The organism is Alteromonas sp. NFXS44, assembly GCF_040148705.1.
Lineage (GTDB): Bacteria > Pseudomonadota > Gammaproteobacteria > Enterobacterales > Alteromonadaceae > Alteromonas.
On sequence record NZ_JAGDEA010000012.1, the window covers coordinates 213,050 to 229,859 of the forward strand.

14 protein-coding genes are annotated in these 16,810 nt (G+C 51.3%); 8 read left to right on the plus strand and 6 right to left on the minus strand.

Annotation, left to right across the window (positions count from 1 at the left end):
* Positions 1-12: 12 nt before the first annotated feature.
* Complete coding sequence (locus J3369_RS18045; protein ID WP_349589537.1) at positions 13-2,490, minus strand: ligase-associated DNA damage response DEXH box helicase; 2,478 nt, start codon at positions 2,488-2,490, stop codon at positions 13-15.
* Positions 2,491-2,632: 142 nt separating this feature from the next.
* Here J3369_RS18045 and J3369_RS18050 point away from each other — a divergent pair, with 142 nt between their 5' ends.
* Both J3369_RS18050 and J3369_RS18055 read left to right on the plus strand, forming a co-directional pair.
* Complete coding sequence (locus J3369_RS18050; RefSeq protein ID WP_303575534.1) at positions 2,633-3,658, plus strand: ligase-associated DNA damage response exonuclease; 1,026 nt, start codon at positions 2,633-2,635, stop codon at positions 3,656-3,658.
* Positions 3,658-5,256: a cisplatin damage response ATP-dependent DNA ligase gene (locus J3369_RS18055; protein WP_349589540.1), complete on the plus strand. Its 1,599-nt coding sequence runs from the start codon at positions 3,658-3,660 to the stop codon at positions 5,254-5,256. The genes J3369_RS18050 and J3369_RS18055 overlap by 1 nt, the downstream gene beginning before the upstream one ends.
* Positions 5,257-5,262: 6 nt before the next feature.
* On the opposite strand, the gene J3369_RS18060 is transcribed toward J3369_RS18055, so the two are convergent.
* Both J3369_RS18060 and J3369_RS18065 read right to left on the minus strand, forming a co-directional pair.
* Positions 5,263-5,892 carry a tetratricopeptide repeat protein gene (locus J3369_RS18060; RefSeq protein ID WP_303575538.1) on the minus strand — a complete coding sequence of 210 codons (630 nt, stop codon included), beginning with the start codon at positions 5,890-5,892 and terminating at the stop codon, positions 5,263-5,265.
* Positions 5,893-6,007: 115 nt separating this feature from the next.
* Entirely contained in the window at positions 6,008-6,253 is a 246-nt protein-coding gene (locus J3369_RS18065) for a TIGR02647 family protein (protein ID WP_119502642.1), read from the minus strand.
* A 238-nt stretch (positions 6,254-6,491) separates the two neighbouring features.
* Between J3369_RS18065 and ubiD the strand changes: the two genes are divergently transcribed.
* From ubiD to J3369_RS18085, 4 genes are all read left to right on the plus strand, one after another.
* Positions 6,492-7,961, plus strand: a complete 1,470-nt coding sequence (ubiD, locus tag J3369_RS18070; RefSeq protein ID WP_303575541.1) for a 4-hydroxy-3-polyprenylbenzoate decarboxylase — start codon at positions 6,492-6,494, stop codon at positions 7,959-7,961.
* A gap of 78 nt (positions 7,962-8,039) precedes the next feature.
* Positions 8,040-8,735, plus strand: coding sequence for an NAD(P)H-flavin reductase (gene fre / locus J3369_RS18075; protein WP_349589544.1), 696 nt, complete (start codon positions 8,040-8,042; stop codon positions 8,733-8,735).
* An 80-nt stretch (positions 8,736-8,815) separates the two neighbouring features.
* Positions 8,816-10,150 carry a M28 family metallopeptidase gene (locus tag J3369_RS18080; protein WP_349591057.1) on the plus strand — a complete coding sequence of 445 codons (1,335 nt, stop codon included), beginning with the start codon at positions 8,816-8,818 and terminating at the stop codon, positions 10,148-10,150.
* 192 nt (positions 10,151-10,342) lie between these two features.
* Positions 10,343-11,326 (plus strand): transporter substrate-binding domain-containing protein, encoded by a 984-nt coding sequence (locus tag J3369_RS18085; protein WP_349589547.1) that lies wholly within the window; start codon positions 10,343-10,345, stop codon positions 11,324-11,326.
* A gap of 395 nt (positions 11,327-11,721) precedes the next feature.
* Here J3369_RS18085 and J3369_RS18090 read toward each other — a convergent pair whose 3' ends face one another.
* From J3369_RS18090 to J3369_RS18100, 3 genes are all read right to left on the minus strand, one after another.
* Positions 11,722-12,834, minus strand: a complete 1,113-nt coding sequence (locus J3369_RS18090) for an acyl-CoA dehydrogenase (RefSeq protein WP_349591060.1) — start codon at positions 12,832-12,834, stop codon at positions 11,722-11,724.
* Positions 12,835-13,044: 210 nt separating this feature from the next.
* Complete coding sequence (locus J3369_RS18095; RefSeq protein ID WP_181013636.1) at positions 13,045-13,518, minus strand: Lrp/AsnC family transcriptional regulator; 474 nt, start codon at positions 13,516-13,518, stop codon at positions 13,045-13,047.
* Between the two features lie 32 nt (positions 13,519-13,550).
* Positions 13,551-14,147 carry a LysE family translocator gene (locus J3369_RS18100; RefSeq protein ID WP_119502647.1) on the minus strand — a complete coding sequence of 199 codons (597 nt, stop codon included), beginning with the start codon at positions 14,145-14,147 and terminating at the stop codon, positions 13,551-13,553.
* Between the two features lie 113 nt (positions 14,148-14,260).
* Between J3369_RS18100 and J3369_RS18105 the strand changes: the two genes are divergently transcribed.
* Together J3369_RS18105 and J3369_RS18110 are read left to right on the plus strand one after the other, a co-directional pair.
* Positions 14,261-15,631, plus strand: coding sequence for an aminotransferase-like domain-containing protein (locus J3369_RS18105; RefSeq protein ID WP_349589551.1), 1,371 nt, complete (start codon positions 14,261-14,263; stop codon positions 15,629-15,631).
* Positions 15,632-15,732: 101 nt separating this feature from the next.
* Positions 15,733-16,788: a serine hydrolase domain-containing protein gene (locus J3369_RS18110; protein ID WP_349589554.1), complete on the plus strand. Its 1,056-nt coding sequence runs from the start codon at positions 15,733-15,735 to the stop codon at positions 16,786-16,788.
* Positions 16,789-16,810 lie beyond the last annotated feature (22 nt).

Consider the following 16,810-nt stretch of genomic DNA (forward strand, 5'->3'; position numbering starts at 1 on the left):
TCCCTGCACTGTTTACCCGTTTCCGCCTGCTTCACCCGGCGCGTCACCACTTAACAAGGCTCTGATGTCTGCCATCATGTCTTCTGCTTCCTGATACAAACTGGCCTGCTCTATCACTGCATGTGAACCGGCGCCTTTCACCTGTTCACTGCGAACATCCAGCACAATGGGAATGGCCATGGGAGACACTTTGGGTAACGACACAAAGTGCAGTTTGTCATAAAACCGGATCAGCATGTCAGCCAGCCGTTTCAAATCCAGTAGTTCCCTCTCTGCGTCCGCACGGGTAACAGTCAGTAAAATATGGTCGGGTTCATGTTCCCGCAAGGTATCGTAAATCAGATCAGTGGAAAAGGTAACCTGCTTCATGGTTTTGTTGCTGCTGTGATAGCGTTGTTCTGTCAGGCCGCTGACCACGGCAACCTGCCTGAATGACCGTTTCAGCATCGGTGCATGCAGCATCCAGTCTTCCAGTTCGTCACCCAAAATATCCGGCCGGAACAATTGCTCCAGTTGCGCTTCTGTCACCTGCTCCAGCAAACACACAGACAAACCATAGTCGGTGACAGAAAAGCTCAGCGGTTTTAAACGCATTTTTTCCATGCGCCTCGTCATCAGCATGCCGAGAGTCTGGTTCGCCTTGCGGCCCTCGAAGGTATAAAACAATAAGTAGTTTGTCTTGCGGTAAGGAAACTGCTCAATCAGCACCCGCTTTTTGTCTGGCAGGGCCGAGAATGCCTGCTGTAATTCCAGCCACTCTCTCACCTGTGCCGGCAACGATGACCAGTCTGCCGGCGTATCCAGAATCTGCCTTACGCCCTCTGCCAGAAAAGTCGACATGGGCATTTGCCCGCCGGCGTAGGAAGGGATTTTCGGCTCTCCGCCTTTGGCGGGCTTTACGTGCAATTGCATGTCCCGGATGGCTTCGAATTTAAGGATTTCTCCGGCAAACATAAAGGTGTCGCCGGGCACCAGTTGCTGGGCGAAGTACTCTTCCACCTCACCAATAATTTTGCCCTGATTGCCCCGGCGGATGCGCTTTACTTTCAACCGTCCGGCTTCCACTATGGTGCCGATATTTTGCCGGTGACGCTGAATAACCCGTTTGGATGCGGGGCTGTACGTGCCGGCCTCCCGTTTTTCCATCCGCTGGTAACGCTCGTGTGCACGCAGGGCATACCCGCCGTCAACAGTGAACTGCCACAACTTCATGAAATCGGCGTAATCGATACTTTGATACGGTGCGGCGTCCAGTACCTGCCGGTAAATATCCTCCGGGTCTGCGGGCTGACTGCAGGCGCAATTGAGTATAAATTGCGGCAGGATATCCATCGCCCCGGGGAGCAGTGGCTCGCCATCCAGTTCACCTGCAGCAATGGCGTTCATCGCCGCCCTGCATTCCACCGCTTCAAACCGGTTAGCCGGCACCAGCAACGCCTTACTGGGTTCATCCAGCCGGTGATTTGCCCTGCCAATTCGCTGCAATAGCCGGCTGACACCTTTGGGTGCGCCAATCTGTATGACCAGGTCGATATCACCCCAGTCAATCCCCAACTCCAGCGCTGAGGTACTGACAATAGCCCGTAAACTCCCCTGCCCCATCAGGCTTTCGGTTTTGCGGCGTTGCTCTTTCGATAAAGAACCGTGGTACAACGCAATAGGTAAACCTTCACGGTTTTCTTCCCACAGCATCTGAAATACCAGTTCAGCCTGTGCACGGGTATTCACAAACACCAGTGTGGTGCCGGCCAGTTTAATCGCGGTGTAGACTTCTTCCATGGCGTAGCGTGCCATAAAGCCGCCGAACGGCATACGGTGCTCTGATTCCAGAAGGGTAATTTCAGGCTTCACCGCCTGCGGTACCTGAATCACTTCAGCCGGTTCCCCCGTCCGGCCAAGCCAGCCGGCAATAACCTCAGGGTGTGCAACCGTTGCTGATAACCCGACACGGTGCATATCAGGCGCAAGGGTTTGTAACCTTGCCAGTGCAAGAGAAGTGAAATCGCCACGCTTATTGGCAACCAGGCTGTGAACCTCATCAATGATCACCGTCTTCAAGTTTTTGAATATGGCCGGTGCATCAGCATACGACAGCAAAAGCATCAGTGATTCCGGTGTGGTAAGCAAAATATTCGGCGGTTTGCGCCGCTGACGCTGGCGTTTATGGGATGGGGTGTCTCCGGTACGGGTCTCAATGGTTACCGGCAGATCCATGGCCTCCACCGGTGCCATCAGGTTGCGCTGAATGTCGTTTGTCAGGGCTTTCAAAGGAGATATATACAAGGTGTGCAATCCTGCTACGGGATGGCGGTATAAATCAGCCAGAGAAGGCAGAAAACCGGACAGGGTTTTTCCTGCCCCGGTAGGAGCAATCAGCAATGTGGCGTTATTGTCCGCGACAGCCGGCAGCATACGACGTTGATAGTCGCGCAGTTGCCAGCCTTTACTTCTTAGCCACTGATAAAAAGGAGGTGGAAGTCTTTTTGCCATAAACCAGTTAGTTACGCATGAACAGCCCTGGCGGTTTCAGTCGCCCGGTATTAAATCAATGTCATGTTCTGCTTTGCTCACCGCACATCTGTTTAAGCGCCCGGAACGTACAACTTAACCAAACAGGTTTACGGAGTACAGAGTGCACCCACAAGACTGGATATCGGTAGAAGAGGCAGGATTATATTGTCATCCTGCGAAGCTCTACATCGACCCGATGCAACCGGCGGAAAACGCCGTGGTTACTCATGGTCATGCTGATCATGCGCGGGCAGGTCATCAACATGTATTCGCTTCAGCTGAAACCCTGGCGATTATGAAAACCCGCTACGGTGAGGAGATGGCAGAACGCACCACTGCGCTTAAGCCGGGCGTTCCCGTGTCATTGGGAGACAGTGCAGACCCTGTCACAATGACCCTCTATCCTGCCGGTCATATTCTTGGCTCTGTCCAGGTACTGCTGGAGTATCGCGGAAGCCGCCTGGTGATATCCGGTGATTACAAGCGTCGTCACGATCCTACCTGTCCGCCCTTTGAAGTGGTGCCCTGCGATGTGTTCATTACTGAAGCCACCTTCGGTCTGCCGGTATTCACTCATCCGCCAATCAGTCATGAAATCGAGAAGCTACTCACATCACTAAGCGTTTTCCCTCACCGTTGCCATCTGGTCGGCACTTATGCGCTGGGAAAATGCCAGCGGGTGCTTATTGGTTTGCGGGAAGCTGGCTATCACAAACCTGTCTATCTGCATGGCGCGCTGCTCAAATTATGCGAACTCTATCAGCAACAGGGTATAGCACTGGGAAAATTGATTCCGGTCAGTGACGTTGAGGATAAGGCCTCCCTTGCCGGCGAAATTGTTTTGGCCCCGCCGTCAGCACTGGCTGATCGCTGGTCCCGTTCCCTGCCAGATGTACGCACCGTGATGGCATCAGGCTGGATGCAGATTCGTGCCCGCGCCCGGCAACGCCAGGTTGAACTGCCCCTGATTATTTCCGATCACTGTGACTGGCCGGAATTGCTGCAAACCATCGAAGAAGTCTCTCCCAAAGAAGTGTGGGTGACTCATGGCCGCGAAGATGCACTGATGTATCAGGCAAATCTGATGGGTTTTAAAGCCAGAGCGCTTTCTATGGTCGGCTACGATGACGATGAGGAAACCGGCTGATGGAAGCATTCAGTGATTTACTTGAACAGCTTTATTTTACCAGCGGCACCAACGCCAAAGCCGCGCTGATTTCCCATTACATTGCTACCACTCCGGATCCGGACAGGGGCTGGGCAATCGCGGCCATCGCCGGTGAACTCAAATTCGATTTTTTTAAGCGCAATACAATAAAAACCTTGATGCTTGAACGCATCGACGAAAATCTTTTTGCCATGAGTTACGACTATGTAGGCGAGATGAGCGAAACGGTGGCGCACCTGTGGCAACCTGAAACTCAGCCCTCAGGCGATGTTGTGCTGCCCGGTCTGAATGAGATTGTCGAATCATTCCGCGAGGCGAAGCGGACAGAAGTAAAACCATTGCTCACCGCCCTTCTCGATAATATGACAGCCTCACAGCGCTGGGCGCTGATAAAACTGGGTACACGGGGGTTGCGTATAGGGGTTTCTGCCCGCAGCATTAAGCAAATCCTTGCCAGCTACGGTGAAGTGCCTGTAGAAGAAATTGAAGCCCTCTGGCATGGCGTCGAGCCACCTTACACTGAATTGTTGAACTGGCTGGAAAATAAAGGGCCGAAGCCGGATATTTCTGACCGGGTTACCTTTCATCCTGTGATGCTTTCCCACCCTATCGATGATGATACACGGGAAAAACTTGCCGCGGGCGAATGGCAGATTGAACCCAAGTTCGACGGCATCCGTGTGCAACTGGTATCGGCTCCTGCGGGCAAAGCCCTGTTCAGCCGCACCGGTGACGATATCAGTGGTTCGTTTCCGGATCTGCTGGACACCATCGATCATAACCTGGTACTCGATGGTGAATTACTGGTGATGCACGGCGATAAGGTCGATACCTTCAATCAATTACAGCAACGATTAAATAAGAAGAAACCATCCGCAAAACTTATGCAATCACTGCCGGTAGCAATCATGGCCTATGACCTGCTGGAACTTAATGGCGAGTCACTGATGGCCTTGTCATTAACTAAGCGTCGTCAGCGCCTGGCGGATTACATTAAAAAATATCCGGTGGAGCGCCTGCATTTATCTCCCACCTACAGTGTGAGTGATGTGGCTGAACTGGAGGCACTGCACAGGGATATCACAGAAGACACCTCCATTGAAGGACTGATGCTGAAACGCAAAGACAGTACCTATGTACCCGGCCGCCCAAAAGGGCTGTGGTATAAATGGAAACGGGATCCCCTGTTAATTGATGCAGTCGTTATGTATGCCCAGCGCGGACACGGCAAACGTTCCAGCTTTTATTCAGACTTCACCTTCGGTGCCCGGGAGGGCGATACACTGCTCCCGGTGGGCAAAGCTTATTCCGGCTTCACTGATGAAGAACTCAAGAAGCTGGATAACTGGGTACGCCGCAATGCAACGGGTCGTTTTGGTCCGGTAAGGGAAGTAAAAAAGGAGCTGGTGGTAGAAGTCGCGTTTGATGCTGTACATCCCTCAAGCCGGCATAAATCAGGGGTAGCTTTACGCTTCCCCCGCATTCACCGTATCCGCTGGGATAAACCTGCCGCAGAGGCCGATACGCTGGAAACCCTCAAGGGCCTGATTGAGAAAGCCCCTGAGCAACCAAAGTAAATACTATCAGGAATCAGCAGGCCGTCTGGCGTTTCTTACCGCTTTCGGGTGCATCAGCTTTTCCAGTTCCGACAAGTATCCGGCGATGTCGCTGTGCGTTTTTTTGTCATCTGTTACTGCGTTATACAGCCAGTGATAGGTATCTTCATAATCGTAAGGGCTGCCGTGTCCATCGAGAAACAGTTGCGCAAGTTGCATTTGTGCTTTTAAGTTACCCAGTGCTGAGGCTTCACGGAGATAAATGACTGCACGCTGTTTATCTGTTTGCACCAGGGTGCCTTTGGCATAGTACCGGCCCAGTTGCTCAAGCGCAGCCGGCAATCCCTGTTCCGATGCATCACGGATAAATCCAATCCCGCGCTCAGGTTCGGCATCCACACAGACCCCCCAGGCCAGCATATCGCCCCAGAGAAACTGATAAGCGGGCTCCTTCAGCACTTCTGCGTGGGCTTCAATATCCTGTACCAGCTGACAACGATCGGTGACCACCCGTGTAAGGTGCTCATTTTTGTTGATCATGTTGATAAGTTCATCCTGTGTGTACAGTTGCACGGCTTTGATCTCCTGAGCAGAAGACACATTAAGCCCGGCAACACACAGCAATGATGTAAACAAAAGAATTACGCTATTTTTCATGTGAAAACCTGAACTGTCATTAACCCCGGTGCCGGTGAACGATGCCGTCAGTATCAGGCATCGCACCGCTATGTTTAATTTATCGGCGGGGGACGGTAAAGCTTAAGCTGCAAGCTTAGTTCAGTTTCATCGATAATGCTGACTGGATGTGCCGGGCATGCTCTGCCAGGTCTACGCCCAGGTCGGTAAGATAGCCGCCGTCAGGCTGAGTAATGATCCCTTTTGAGTAAAGACGTTCTGCGGCGTGAACAACTGACTGGCTGGCGTCGTGATGAATTTTCAGTCCCTGCATGAGACTGGACGCCGGAAATTTAAGAAGAAGATTTAACTCGTCGACCATATCCTGATCTACTAACACCATTACACTCTCCTGACACTGTTATTGTTTGAGTGCACCACAGCAGGGTTAATTGTAAGGCAAATACTGCGGGTACATCCGCTATAACACTACCATTTGCAGCCGCTGTCCAGATTAATTTGTATCAACAACCTGCTGCTCAATTAAGTTTATGACACAAACCGGCATCCCCTGAAACGGATCCGGCCGTTAAGTGATATACTCCGGCTACCATTCTCAGGATGCAATAAACACGGAAACGATGAAATACAAAGATCTACGGGATTTTATTGAGCAACTTGAAGCCAGAGGCGAGCTGAAACGCATTACACAGGAAATCGACACCGACCTGGAAATGACGGAAATCGCCGACCGTACATTGCGGGCCAAAGGTCCGGCCCTGTTATTTGAGAACCCGAAAGGGTCAGACATGCCGGTACTGGCAAACCTCTTTGGTACGCCGGAACGTGTAGCGCTGGGAATGGGCCAGTCATCAGTATCGGCGCTCCGGGAAGTAGGTAAATTACTTGCCTACTTAAAAGAGCCCGAGCCGCCTAAGGGTTTGAAGGATCTCTGGGAAAAATTACCGGTGTTCAAACAGGTTCTGAACATGCCGGCCAAAGAAGTGAAGAAGGCGCCCTGTCAGGAAGTGGTGCTCAGCGGTGATGACGTCGACTTATCTAAGCTGCCGGTTCAGCGCTGCTGGCCGGGCGATGCCGCGCCACTGATCACCTGGGGATTAACGGTTACCAAAGGTCCGCACAAAAAACGTCAGAACCTGGGTATTTACCGTCAGCAGGTAATCGGGAAAAACAAAGTCATTATGCGCTGGTTATCCCACCGTGGTGGTGCACTGGATTTCCGTGAATGGTGTCAAACCCATCCCGGCGAACCTTATCCGGTGTCTGTAGCGCTTGGCGCCGATCCGGCCACCATTTTAGGTGCCGTAACCCCTGTGCCGGATACGCTGTCGGAATATGCCTTTGCCGGCTTGTTACGTGGCAGCAAAACGGAAGTGGTTAAATCAGTCAGTAATGACTTGCAGGTGCCGGCCAGTGCTGAAATCGTGCTGGAAGGTTATATCGCTCAGGACGAAGTAGCACCGGAAGGTCCCTACGGTGACCACACCGGCTACTATAACGAAGTCGATTCTTTCCCGGTGTTCACTGTTACCCATATCACCCACCGTCAAAAACCCATTTATCACTCTACGTATACCGGCCGTCCGCCGGATGAGCCTGCGATTCTGGGTGTAGCACTGAACGAAGTGTTCGTGCCTATTTTGCAAAAGCAATTCCCTGAAATCGTCGATTTTTATCTGCCGCCGGAAGGGTGTTCTTACCGCATGGCGGTCGTCACCATGAAGAAGCAGTATCCCGGCCACGCCAAACGGGTGATGATGGGCGTCTGGTCGTTCCTGCGTCAATTCATGTATACCAAATTTGTGATTGTGTGTGATGACGATGTGGATGCCCGCAACTGGGAAGACGTGATATGGGCCATTACCACCAGAATGGACCCTGCAAGAGACACTGTTCTTATTGAGAACACACCCATTGATTACCTGGATTTTGCCTCTCCGGTTTCCGGTCTGGGGTCTAAAATGGGTATGGATGCCACTAATAAAATGCCCGGTGAAACAGACCGCGAGTGGGGCACGCCTATTGTCATGGATGAAAACGTGAAACAGCGCGTGGATGACATCTGGGACAGTCTTGGTATTATGGACTGATTAGCGGTTGGGCGAATCTCAGTCTCCTCCGCCGCTTCGCCCACTCACAACACATTTAAACTACAGTGATAGGAAAATATGTCGGAATTTCAGTGTAAGGTTACGGCCATCACGCCGTTAACTGAGGTCGTTTATAAAGTTGAGTTAACGCCTGCGCAGCCGGTGGATTTTAAAGCCGGTCAGTACATCATGGTGCATATGGGCGGAAAAGATAAGCGTCCGTTTTCCATCGCTAATCCGGCTTATGACAATGGTCGAATCGAATTGCACATTGGTGCAGATGAGAAAAACGCTTACGCCACCGAAGTCCTCGACAAAATGCGTAATGAAGGTGAAGTCACCTTAAGTGGCGGTCACGGAGAAGCATCATTACAAAGTGATGGTTCAGACATGATTCTTATCGCCGGTGGTACCGGTTTTTCTTATACCTGGTCTATTTTGCAGCAGGCACTGAAAGATCATGCAACTACGCCGGTGACCCTTTACTGGGGCGGACGCAATCAGTCAGATCTCTATCTATTCGATGAACTGACAGCATTAGCGGCTAAGCATGACAATTTCACCTTCGCTCCGGTAGTAGAATTTCCTGAAGAAGGCTGGCAGGGTAAAACCGGTTGGGTTCACAAAGCTGTGATGACTGACTATCCGGATTTATCTGACAAACAGGTTTATATTGCAGGGCGTTTCGAAATGGCCAAAGTGGCACGGGATGACTTTGCAGCATGTGGCCTGTCCACCGGTAAACTCTTCGGTGACGCCTACGCCTTCATATAAAGCCACGCAACCATAAGCGTGGCACTTACAACAGGCTTGAAGGAGTGTTTATGCTACCACGCACACTGGTTGCTACTACCATGCTGCTGTCCGCTTCAGCGATAGCAGCCCCCACCGCTAATGACGATCCGCGCCTGCACGATATTGCTAAAGCAATTTCCGCAGACCGTATTGAAAAAGATATCACTACATTAGTTAATTTCGGTACCCGTCACACGTTGTCTGAAACCAAATCAGACACCCGTGGCATTGGTGCCGCCCGTCGCTGGATCCAAAAAGAATTCGAACACATCTCCGCGGAATGCGGCGGCTGCCTTGAGGTTATCACGGTCAGTGACACCATCAGTGGTGAAAAGCGAATTCCTGATCCGGTGGAGGTGGTCAATGTCATTGCTATTCAACGGGGAACCACCGATCCGGACCGCTACGTGATCATGTCCGGTGACATTGATTCACGGGTATCAGATGTGATGGATTTCACATCTGACAGTCCCGGCGCAAACGACAACGCCTCAGGCGTTGCCGGTACACTGGAAGCGGCACGGGTACTGAGCCAGTACAAGTTTAACGGCACCATTGTCTACGCCGCACTTTCCGGTGAGGAACAGGGTTTATTCGGCGGTAAAATTCTTGCCGCAAAAGCACAGAAGGAAGGCTGGCGCATCAAGGCCGTGCTGAATAATGATATGATTGGCAATATCGAAGGGGTGAACGGCGTTATCAATAACAGTACCGCCCGCCTGTTCGCTGAAGGAACCAGAGTCACTGAAACTGAGGCAGAAGCCCGTACCCGGCGTTTCACCGGCGGAGAAGTGGATTCCCCCAGCCGCAATCTGGCCCGTTATATTGATAAAATTGCTGATCAGTACATCGAAAATTTAGACACCATGGTGATCTACCGGCTCGACAGATTCGGCCGCGGCGGACACCACCGGCCATTCAATGATTTAGGCTATCCCGGCATCCGCATCATGGAAACCAACGAGAATTACACCCGCCAGCATCAGGACTTACGCACGGAGGACGGCATTGTATACGGCGACACCCTTGACGGCGTTGACTTCGACTATGCAGCCAAACTGACCGGACTGAATGCAGTAAGTCTGGCTGCTATGTCCTGGGCACCGTCACCACCGGCAGAGGTATCCATTGAAGGGGCGGTACAACCTTCCACCACGCTGAAATGGAAAGCCGCCGACAGCAAACAAAACCCTCAGTTAGCCGGTTATAAATTGTACTGGCGCTATACCGATGCACCGCAGTGGCAATACAGCAAATTTGTTGGTGACGTCACTGAAGCCACACTGGAAAATATTGTCATCGACAACTACTTCTTTGGTGTTGCCAGTGTCAGCAAGGACGGCATTGAAAGCCCGGTGGTCTACCCGGGCGCAGCCGGCAGTTTCGGCGAATAAGCCTGAAGTACAGCTTGCGACCCGTCTTTGCAAGCTGTCCTCACACTATCGTCAGGTTAAAAGCGTGACAGGTTGTCACGCTTTTTCTGTATTAATCCCCCCGGGACGCTACACTTTTTTAATAAAGCCGGTTACGGTAGACGACTCTGCCCGAATGACTCCGTACTGGCAGACGTATTTAGGAAGTATTTGATGATAAAGGTATTTAGCGGTTTAATTTTGACGACCCTGTTTTGTATGACGGCGCAGGCGGAAATCAAACTGGGCGCCTCTCCTCTCGCCACTTACATTGATAACGAAGGTGAGCCTGCCAGGCTGAACAGTATTGTCACTGAGGCCTTCAGGCGTATGGACACGGACGTGTCGTTGCAAGTGATGCGCAGGGCCTTTTTAGGCGGTGCACTGACTACCGGCCAGCTTAACGGAGAATATGCGTTTATCAGTCTTGATGGCAAACAGAGTAATGCCCTCTATTCAACGCCGTATCTGCCTTTATATCTGTATGCAGCCAGCAAACGTCCTGCGGTAAAAGAAATTAAACTGCTGCCTCAGTTACAGGACAGCCGCATTGCTATTGAGAACCGTTTTGCCAATACCACGCAGATCCGCGCTGTGCGCGAGGTGAAATGGTCCCGTACGCCCACTACATTCGATGCCTTTAAACAATTTGCTGATGATCGTACGCCCCTGCTGATGACTTCAGCTTTACTGATTGATGAATTTAACCTTTTACTGCTGGCAGATAACGAGGAACTGGTCTCCCGCTCGGCTGACGCCCTCATTACCAGCGGCTTCCACCTGATGCTGGCAGAGGATACAGCCGCTAACAGAGGCCTGATCTCAACATTTAACGACACTATTTCGCAAATGCAATCTGACGGCACCTACAACACCCTGTTAGGAAAGAGCTGGCTGAGTAAAGACATCAACAATGACGGCATTGCCGATTACATCACGTCAGAATCGGTTTTCCACAATACCACCCCGCCCTCTGCCGCAACGGCGTATCCACTGGACTCAACCCGCCCCGCCGCAGCCAGTGTGTATATGATTGACGGCAACCGTTACGATAACTGGCAGGATGCAGTAAACGCATTACAGGCACTGACACCGTCGGCGACGCAGCTCAGCCTGCTTGATGCCGATATATACAAAAAAATTATCCGGCAGTGGTAGTAAGAAACATTTTATTCTATAAAAAAATTAAACTAGCAAATTCTAACGGAACGCCTATATTTAAAGGGAGTCACCCGATAAATTTATTTTATCGTGGTGAACTAAATTTCTCTGTAACACGTTAGACATATTACTGTCATAATTATATGATAGTGACGGGTAAACCACAGGAGGGCTCATGAATATGCATGCATTAACCAAGTCATTTACGCGGTTTTTTGAGCGGAGCCATCCATATACAGTTGCATACTATATTGGAAGGAAAAATGCTGAGAAGATTTTTGATTGCAAGATCAAGAAGAAATCCAAGCTACTCGCTGACTCAAATCACTAGCGTCAACACCCGATAAACAGGCCTTGTTCACAAGGCCTGTTTTTATTTGTGCCGGAAAAAATTAAAAGAACGCCTGCAGTCCGGTTTGCGCCCTGCCCAGAATTAACCCGTGAATATCGTAAGTGCCCTCATAAGTATTCACTGTTTCCAGATTCAGCATATGCCGCATAACGTGGAACTCACCGGCAATCCCGTTGCCTCCGTGCATATCTCTGGCTTTACGGGCAATATCCAGTGCCTTTGAACAGTTATTCCGTTTAACCAGTGAAATCATCACGGGATCAAATGCGCCGGCGTCAATCAGTTGTCCCACCCGCAAGCTCCCCTGCAAGCCCAGCGCAATTTCCGTCTGCATATCCGCCAGCTTTGTCTGGAAAAGCTGAGTCTGTGCCAGTGGCCTGTCGAACTGCTTTCTGTCGAGACCATACTGCCGCGCAGCGTGCCAGCAAAACTCTGCCGCCCCCATAGCTCCCCAGGAAATACCGTATCTGGCCATATTCAGGCAACTGAATGGTCCTTTTAGTCCCCGTACTTCGGGAAACATGTTCTCCTGCGGCACAAATACGTTGTCCATAACGATTTCGCCGGTAACAGAGGCATTCAGCGACAACTTGCCCTTGATTTCCGGTGCCGACAAACCGGCCATGCCTTTTTCCAGCACAAAACCGCAAATCTCACCGTCCTCATCAGTATTTTTCGCCCATACCACAAAGATGTCGGCTACCGGTGAATTGGTGATCCACATTTTATTGCCTGTCAGTCTGTATCCACCCTGCACTTTTTCCGCGCGGGTTTTCATTCCCGCCGGATCCGAACCCGCATCCGGTTCAGTTAAACCAAAGCAACCAATAAATTCTCCGGTGGCCAGTTTGGGCAGATATTTTTCTTTCTGATCAGTGGTACCAAATGTCGCAATAGGGTGCATGACCAGTGAAGACTGCACGCTCATGGCGCTGCGGTATCCGCTGTCGACCCGTTCCACTTCTCTGGCAATCAATCCGTAAGAGACATAATTCACCCCGGCGCAGCCATAGCCATCAATGGTTGCGCCCAACAGCCCCGTTTCGCCGAACTGGCGCATGATGGCCGTATCGAAAGTCGCTGTCCGGTTAGCCTTGTCGATGCCCGGCATCAGTGCCGTCTGGCAGAAGTCCCTGGCCGCGTCACGGAGCATACGCTCTTCGCCGGTTAGCTGCGTTTCAAGATGAAAAATATCATTCCAGTGAGGATTAGCAGAGGCTGTCACGATGAATTCCTGTTGTACATTTAAACCTGCACACAGTATCACACGGGGGGCACCAGCGGATCACCTGTGAATCGAAAGACGGATCTGATTGCTGTCAACCTGATACAACACATGGTATTGCACGTTTTCAGCCTGCGCTCACAGATGAGTCAGGGGCATTTCAGTGGAGTATTTGATTTGTTCCATGGCAAAACTGCTGGTGACATCGCTCAAATCGATGCCGGATACCAGCCGCTTGTAGAAGTGATCAAAGCTTTGCATGTCAGTAACCAGCACTTTAAGCAGATAATCATACTCGCCGGACATGCGGTAAAATTCGACCACTTCTTCAAAAGAGGAAGCATGGCGGGCAAACTTGTCCAGCCACTGCGCATCGTGACGGGATGCCTTTACCTGCACGAACACTGTCATGGTTAAGCCAAGATGCATAGCACTGAGCAGTGCCACACGCTTGCTGATCAGCCCGTCGTTTTGCAGTCTCTGGATGCGGCGCCAGCACGGTGTCGTCGTCAGCCCCACCTGTTCTGCAATATCGCTTACCGGTGTTTCGCTGTTATTCTGTAACGCCGCTAAAATGGCCTTGTCGGTTTTATCCAGTACTGCTTTTTTCATCTGTGGCGTCCCGTATGCGCTGCTTTCGCCTATTATGTCAACCACAGCGCAATTGCCAAGCCTGAAAGCATCACTGCCAGTGAAGTAAAGAAGCTGTAGCGCATTTTCGGGACTTGCAGATATTCGTGGATCACGCTGCCAAGTACCGTCCACAAGCTGTTTGCTGCCAGTCCGCTTAAGCAAAACACAATGATGAGGGCCAGACTGTCTGTGACCACACGGTCGGGTGACACAAACTGGCTGTAGGCGGTGATCAACATCAGCCAGGCTTTGGGGTTCAGCGGGTGTACCAGTATGCCTTTAAAGAATCCGGGGGCAACAGCGCTGGCCCTGCGGGCTTCGGCGTGTCTGACCCGCCACAAGCTGTAAGCAAGATAGAGAATGTAGAACGTACCGGCCACTTTAATGAACGTCACCATCACAGGAAACTGCTGAAAAACACTGCCTAACCCGACGCAAATCGCCAGAGCATTAATCACAAACCCTGTTACCACCCCTGCCATTAGCGGCAGCGTGCTGCGTATGCCCAGTTGCACACTGGTGCCCAGCAAGGTCAGATTAGCCGGTCCCGGGGTAAACGTCATACTGACAGCAAACACCACCAGCAAACTCAGATTCTGCAATTCCATTTTCTTTTCTCTTAAACAACGTACTTAACATTACCAACATGATTGATATACTGATTGAGCAATCAATAAACACAAAAATATAAATTGTTACCCTATCAATGTGAGAGCAGAAAATGTGGAAACCGACAATTGATGCCACCAGCGACAAAAAGCTTTACCTGCAAATTTGCGACGGTGTGGCACAGGCTATTGTCAGCGGAGAGCTGAAGCGGGGCGAGCAGCTTCCCACCGTACGGGCACTGTCAGCGCTGCTGAATGTTACACCGGGAACCATAAACCGCGCCTTTGATGAAGGCGTACAGCGGGGAATCATTGAAAAAACACAGGGAAAAGGGACGTTTGTAAAACAGCAAAAACAAGGACGGACGATCAGTGCAGCGATGCTGCCCGGACGCAAAGATGTTTTCGACTTCACATTGAATCAGCCGGCCTGCCTGAATATTGAACCCATTCTTTCAACCCACCTTCAGAACCTTGCCCGTCAGAATGATCCCCGCCTGTGGTCGGTGTATGGCGATACCCGCGGACTGCCGGAACACCGGGAGAGTATGGCGGACTGGCTGAATCTGAGAGGAAATAACGCAGACCCGGAGAATCTCTTCCTCCTTTCCGGAGCCCAACAAGGCTTGTTGTCTTCCCTGATGTTGTTATGCAATAAAGGTGACACGGTAATGGTTCAGGAAACCACTTTCCCCGGGATCCGTGCCGTGGCAACACTGCTTGGATTGCAATTGCAGCCAGTGGCCATGGATGAGTACGGACTCGATCTCAACGACTTCAAAGCACGGTGCAAGCAGGCCAGCAGCCAGGTGCTGGTTATTCTGCCGACAGCGCACAATCCCACCGGAAAAACCCTCTCTCAAAGTCACAGGGAAAAGCTGGTGAAAATTGCCCGCAAATACGACATTTATCTGGTGGAAGACGATATCTATCTGCATGCAGAACCGGTTTTGTCACTGCAACAGCTTGCGCCTGAGCGCACTTTTCACGTATCGGGGTTTTCCAAGTGTGTCGCACCGGCGTTAAGGGCCGGCATGCTGGTTTGCCCGCCACAATTTACCGGTAGTCTGGCACGGGTGATACAGGCACAGAACTGGTTTACACCACCGGTAACTACCGAACTGGCTCACAGGCTTCATACAAGCGGCGATGCCGTTACCATTGAGCAGGCCAGGCGGGAAGACTGCATAGAGCGTATTGCGCTGGCCAAAGGGATTCTGGGCGAAAGACGTATTCAGTACGACCCGGTGAATTTGCACATCTGGCTGAAACATTCTCCGCGGCTTGATAATGCCGCCGTGATCAGCCGTCTGAACCAGCTGGGTGTTGATGCACTGCCATCGGTATTCTTCCATGTAACAGAAACGTCTTCGGCGCATTTACGTCTTTGTCTGGGCAATCTCAATCCTGAGAACTTACAACAAGGTCTGGAGATTATTGCCAGAGAGCTGAACCCGTCCTTGCCGGAACGGGCAATCATCTGATCGCCGTTTGCAGCCCGTCAAAGAATGGCCCGGGCAGTTTCCCGGTTCTCTGCTAACTTTATGTGGTCGAAAATAATACCTCAGGGGGAGAAAGAAACTTAATGAACCGGCTTTCTGCACGGAGTTTTCTGCTGGCACTGATTGCAGTAGCGTCACTGGCCAGTATTGTCCTGTTTGTTCCCTGGACTTTCCTGGGCTCCAAAATGGCGCCGTTACCCGCCAGCATCTCAGGGCAAGTCGACAATTCTCCGGCTCTTGGCCTCGACGGCATGATTGTATACATCGACGAGCAGGGGCAACCACCGGTTACGCTTACCGCCGGCTGGCATAACAAAGAACTCAGACAGCCGGCCAGTGGCGATGCCTATTTTAAGATTGCCAGTATCAGCAAGCTTTACCTGGCGGTTGTTGCAGTAAAACTGGCAGCTCAACATCACCTGAAGCTTGATAACACTCTGATGGACTATCTGCCGGAAATGGCCGCAGATATCCCGGGCGCAGCAAATATTACCGTTCGCATGTTACTTCAGCACCGTTCAGGCATACCGGATTATATTGATGCTGACGGCTTCGACTGGTTTTCCCCGCCAACGTCACCGGCAGATTTGCTCAGCTTAGTAAAAAATCGCCCTTTAGCGTTTACACCCGGCACGCGCTACAGCTATTCGAACAGTAACTATGTCATCGTTGCCGCCATAATCGACCGGGTGTCCGGCAAAAGTTACCGTGAACTCATTGATGATAAAATCCTCCGGCCGCTTAAACTGGAAAATACCTTTTTTTCGTCAAAAGAAGTGAATATGGCAAGACTGATGAGCGGCTACATTAAAGGGCTGGATGTAGACGTGAAACCCGTGTGGTTTACCGGTGCAAGCAGCGAGATGGTTGCCACTGCGGCTGACACCGGCAAATTTATCAGGGCTCTGAACAACGGTTCGCTGCTCACATCACAGGAGCAACGCATTTACGGCTCAGTCTATGAATTCGGCCATACGGGTTTACTACCCGGTTACAGCAGCATTGCAAGGTATCATCAGGATATCGATACCGTGGTGGTTCAGTTTGTCAATAACAGCGGCGATGACACATGGGCCTTAAGTGAAGCCAATTACGACCGTGTGGTTGCGATCATCCGTAAGCGGCGCAAAGAAAATTAAGCCTTCACCACCGCTGCCCGGT

Bases quoted from the DNA above. Each gene is read 5' to 3' on its own strand.
- J3369_RS18105 (WP_349589551.1), top strand. From the start codon at position 14,261: ATGTGGAAACCGACAATTGATGCCACCAGCGACAAAAAGCTTTACCTG.
- J3369_RS18055 (WP_349589540.1), top strand. From the start codon at position 3,658: ATGGAAGCATTCAGTGATTTACTTGAACAGCTTTATTTTACCAGCGGC.
- J3369_RS18095 (WP_181013636.1), bottom strand. From the start codon at position 13,518: ATGAAAAAAGCAGTACTGGATAAAACCGACAAGGCCATTTTAGCGGCG.
- J3369_RS18080 (WP_349591057.1), top strand. From the start codon at position 8,816: ATGCTGCTGTCCGCTTCAGCGATAGCAGCCCCCACCGCTAATGACGAT.
- J3369_RS18100 (WP_119502647.1), bottom strand. From the start codon at position 14,147: ATGGAATTGCAGAATCTGAGTTTGCTGGTGGTGTTTGCTGTCAGTATG.
- J3369_RS18065 (WP_119502642.1), bottom strand. From the start codon at position 6,253: ATGGTGTTAGTAGATCAGGATATGGTCGACGAGTTAAATCTTCTTCTT.
- ubiD (WP_303575541.1), top strand. From the start codon at position 6,492: ATGAAATACAAAGATCTACGGGATTTTATTGAGCAACTTGAAGCCAGA.
- fre (WP_349589544.1), top strand. From the start codon at position 8,040: ATGTCGGAATTTCAGTGTAAGGTTACGGCCATCACGCCGTTAACTGAG.
- J3369_RS18090 (WP_349591060.1), bottom strand. From the start codon at position 12,834: ATGCTCCGTGACGCGGCCAGGGACTTCTGCCAGACGGCACTGATGCCG.
- J3369_RS18060 (WP_303575538.1), bottom strand. From the start codon at position 5,892: ATGAAAAATAGCGTAATTCTTTTGTTTACATCATTGCTGTGTGTTGCC.
- J3369_RS18085 (WP_349589547.1), top strand. From the start codon at position 10,343: ATGATAAAGGTATTTAGCGGTTTAATTTTGACGACCCTGTTTTGTATG.
- J3369_RS18045 (WP_349589537.1), bottom strand. From the start codon at position 2,490: ATGGCAAAAAGACTTCCACCTCCTTTTTATCAGTGGCTAAGAAGTAAA.
- J3369_RS18110 (WP_349589554.1), top strand. From the start codon at position 15,733: ATGAACCGGCTTTCTGCACGGAGTTTTCTGCTGGCACTGATTGCAGTA.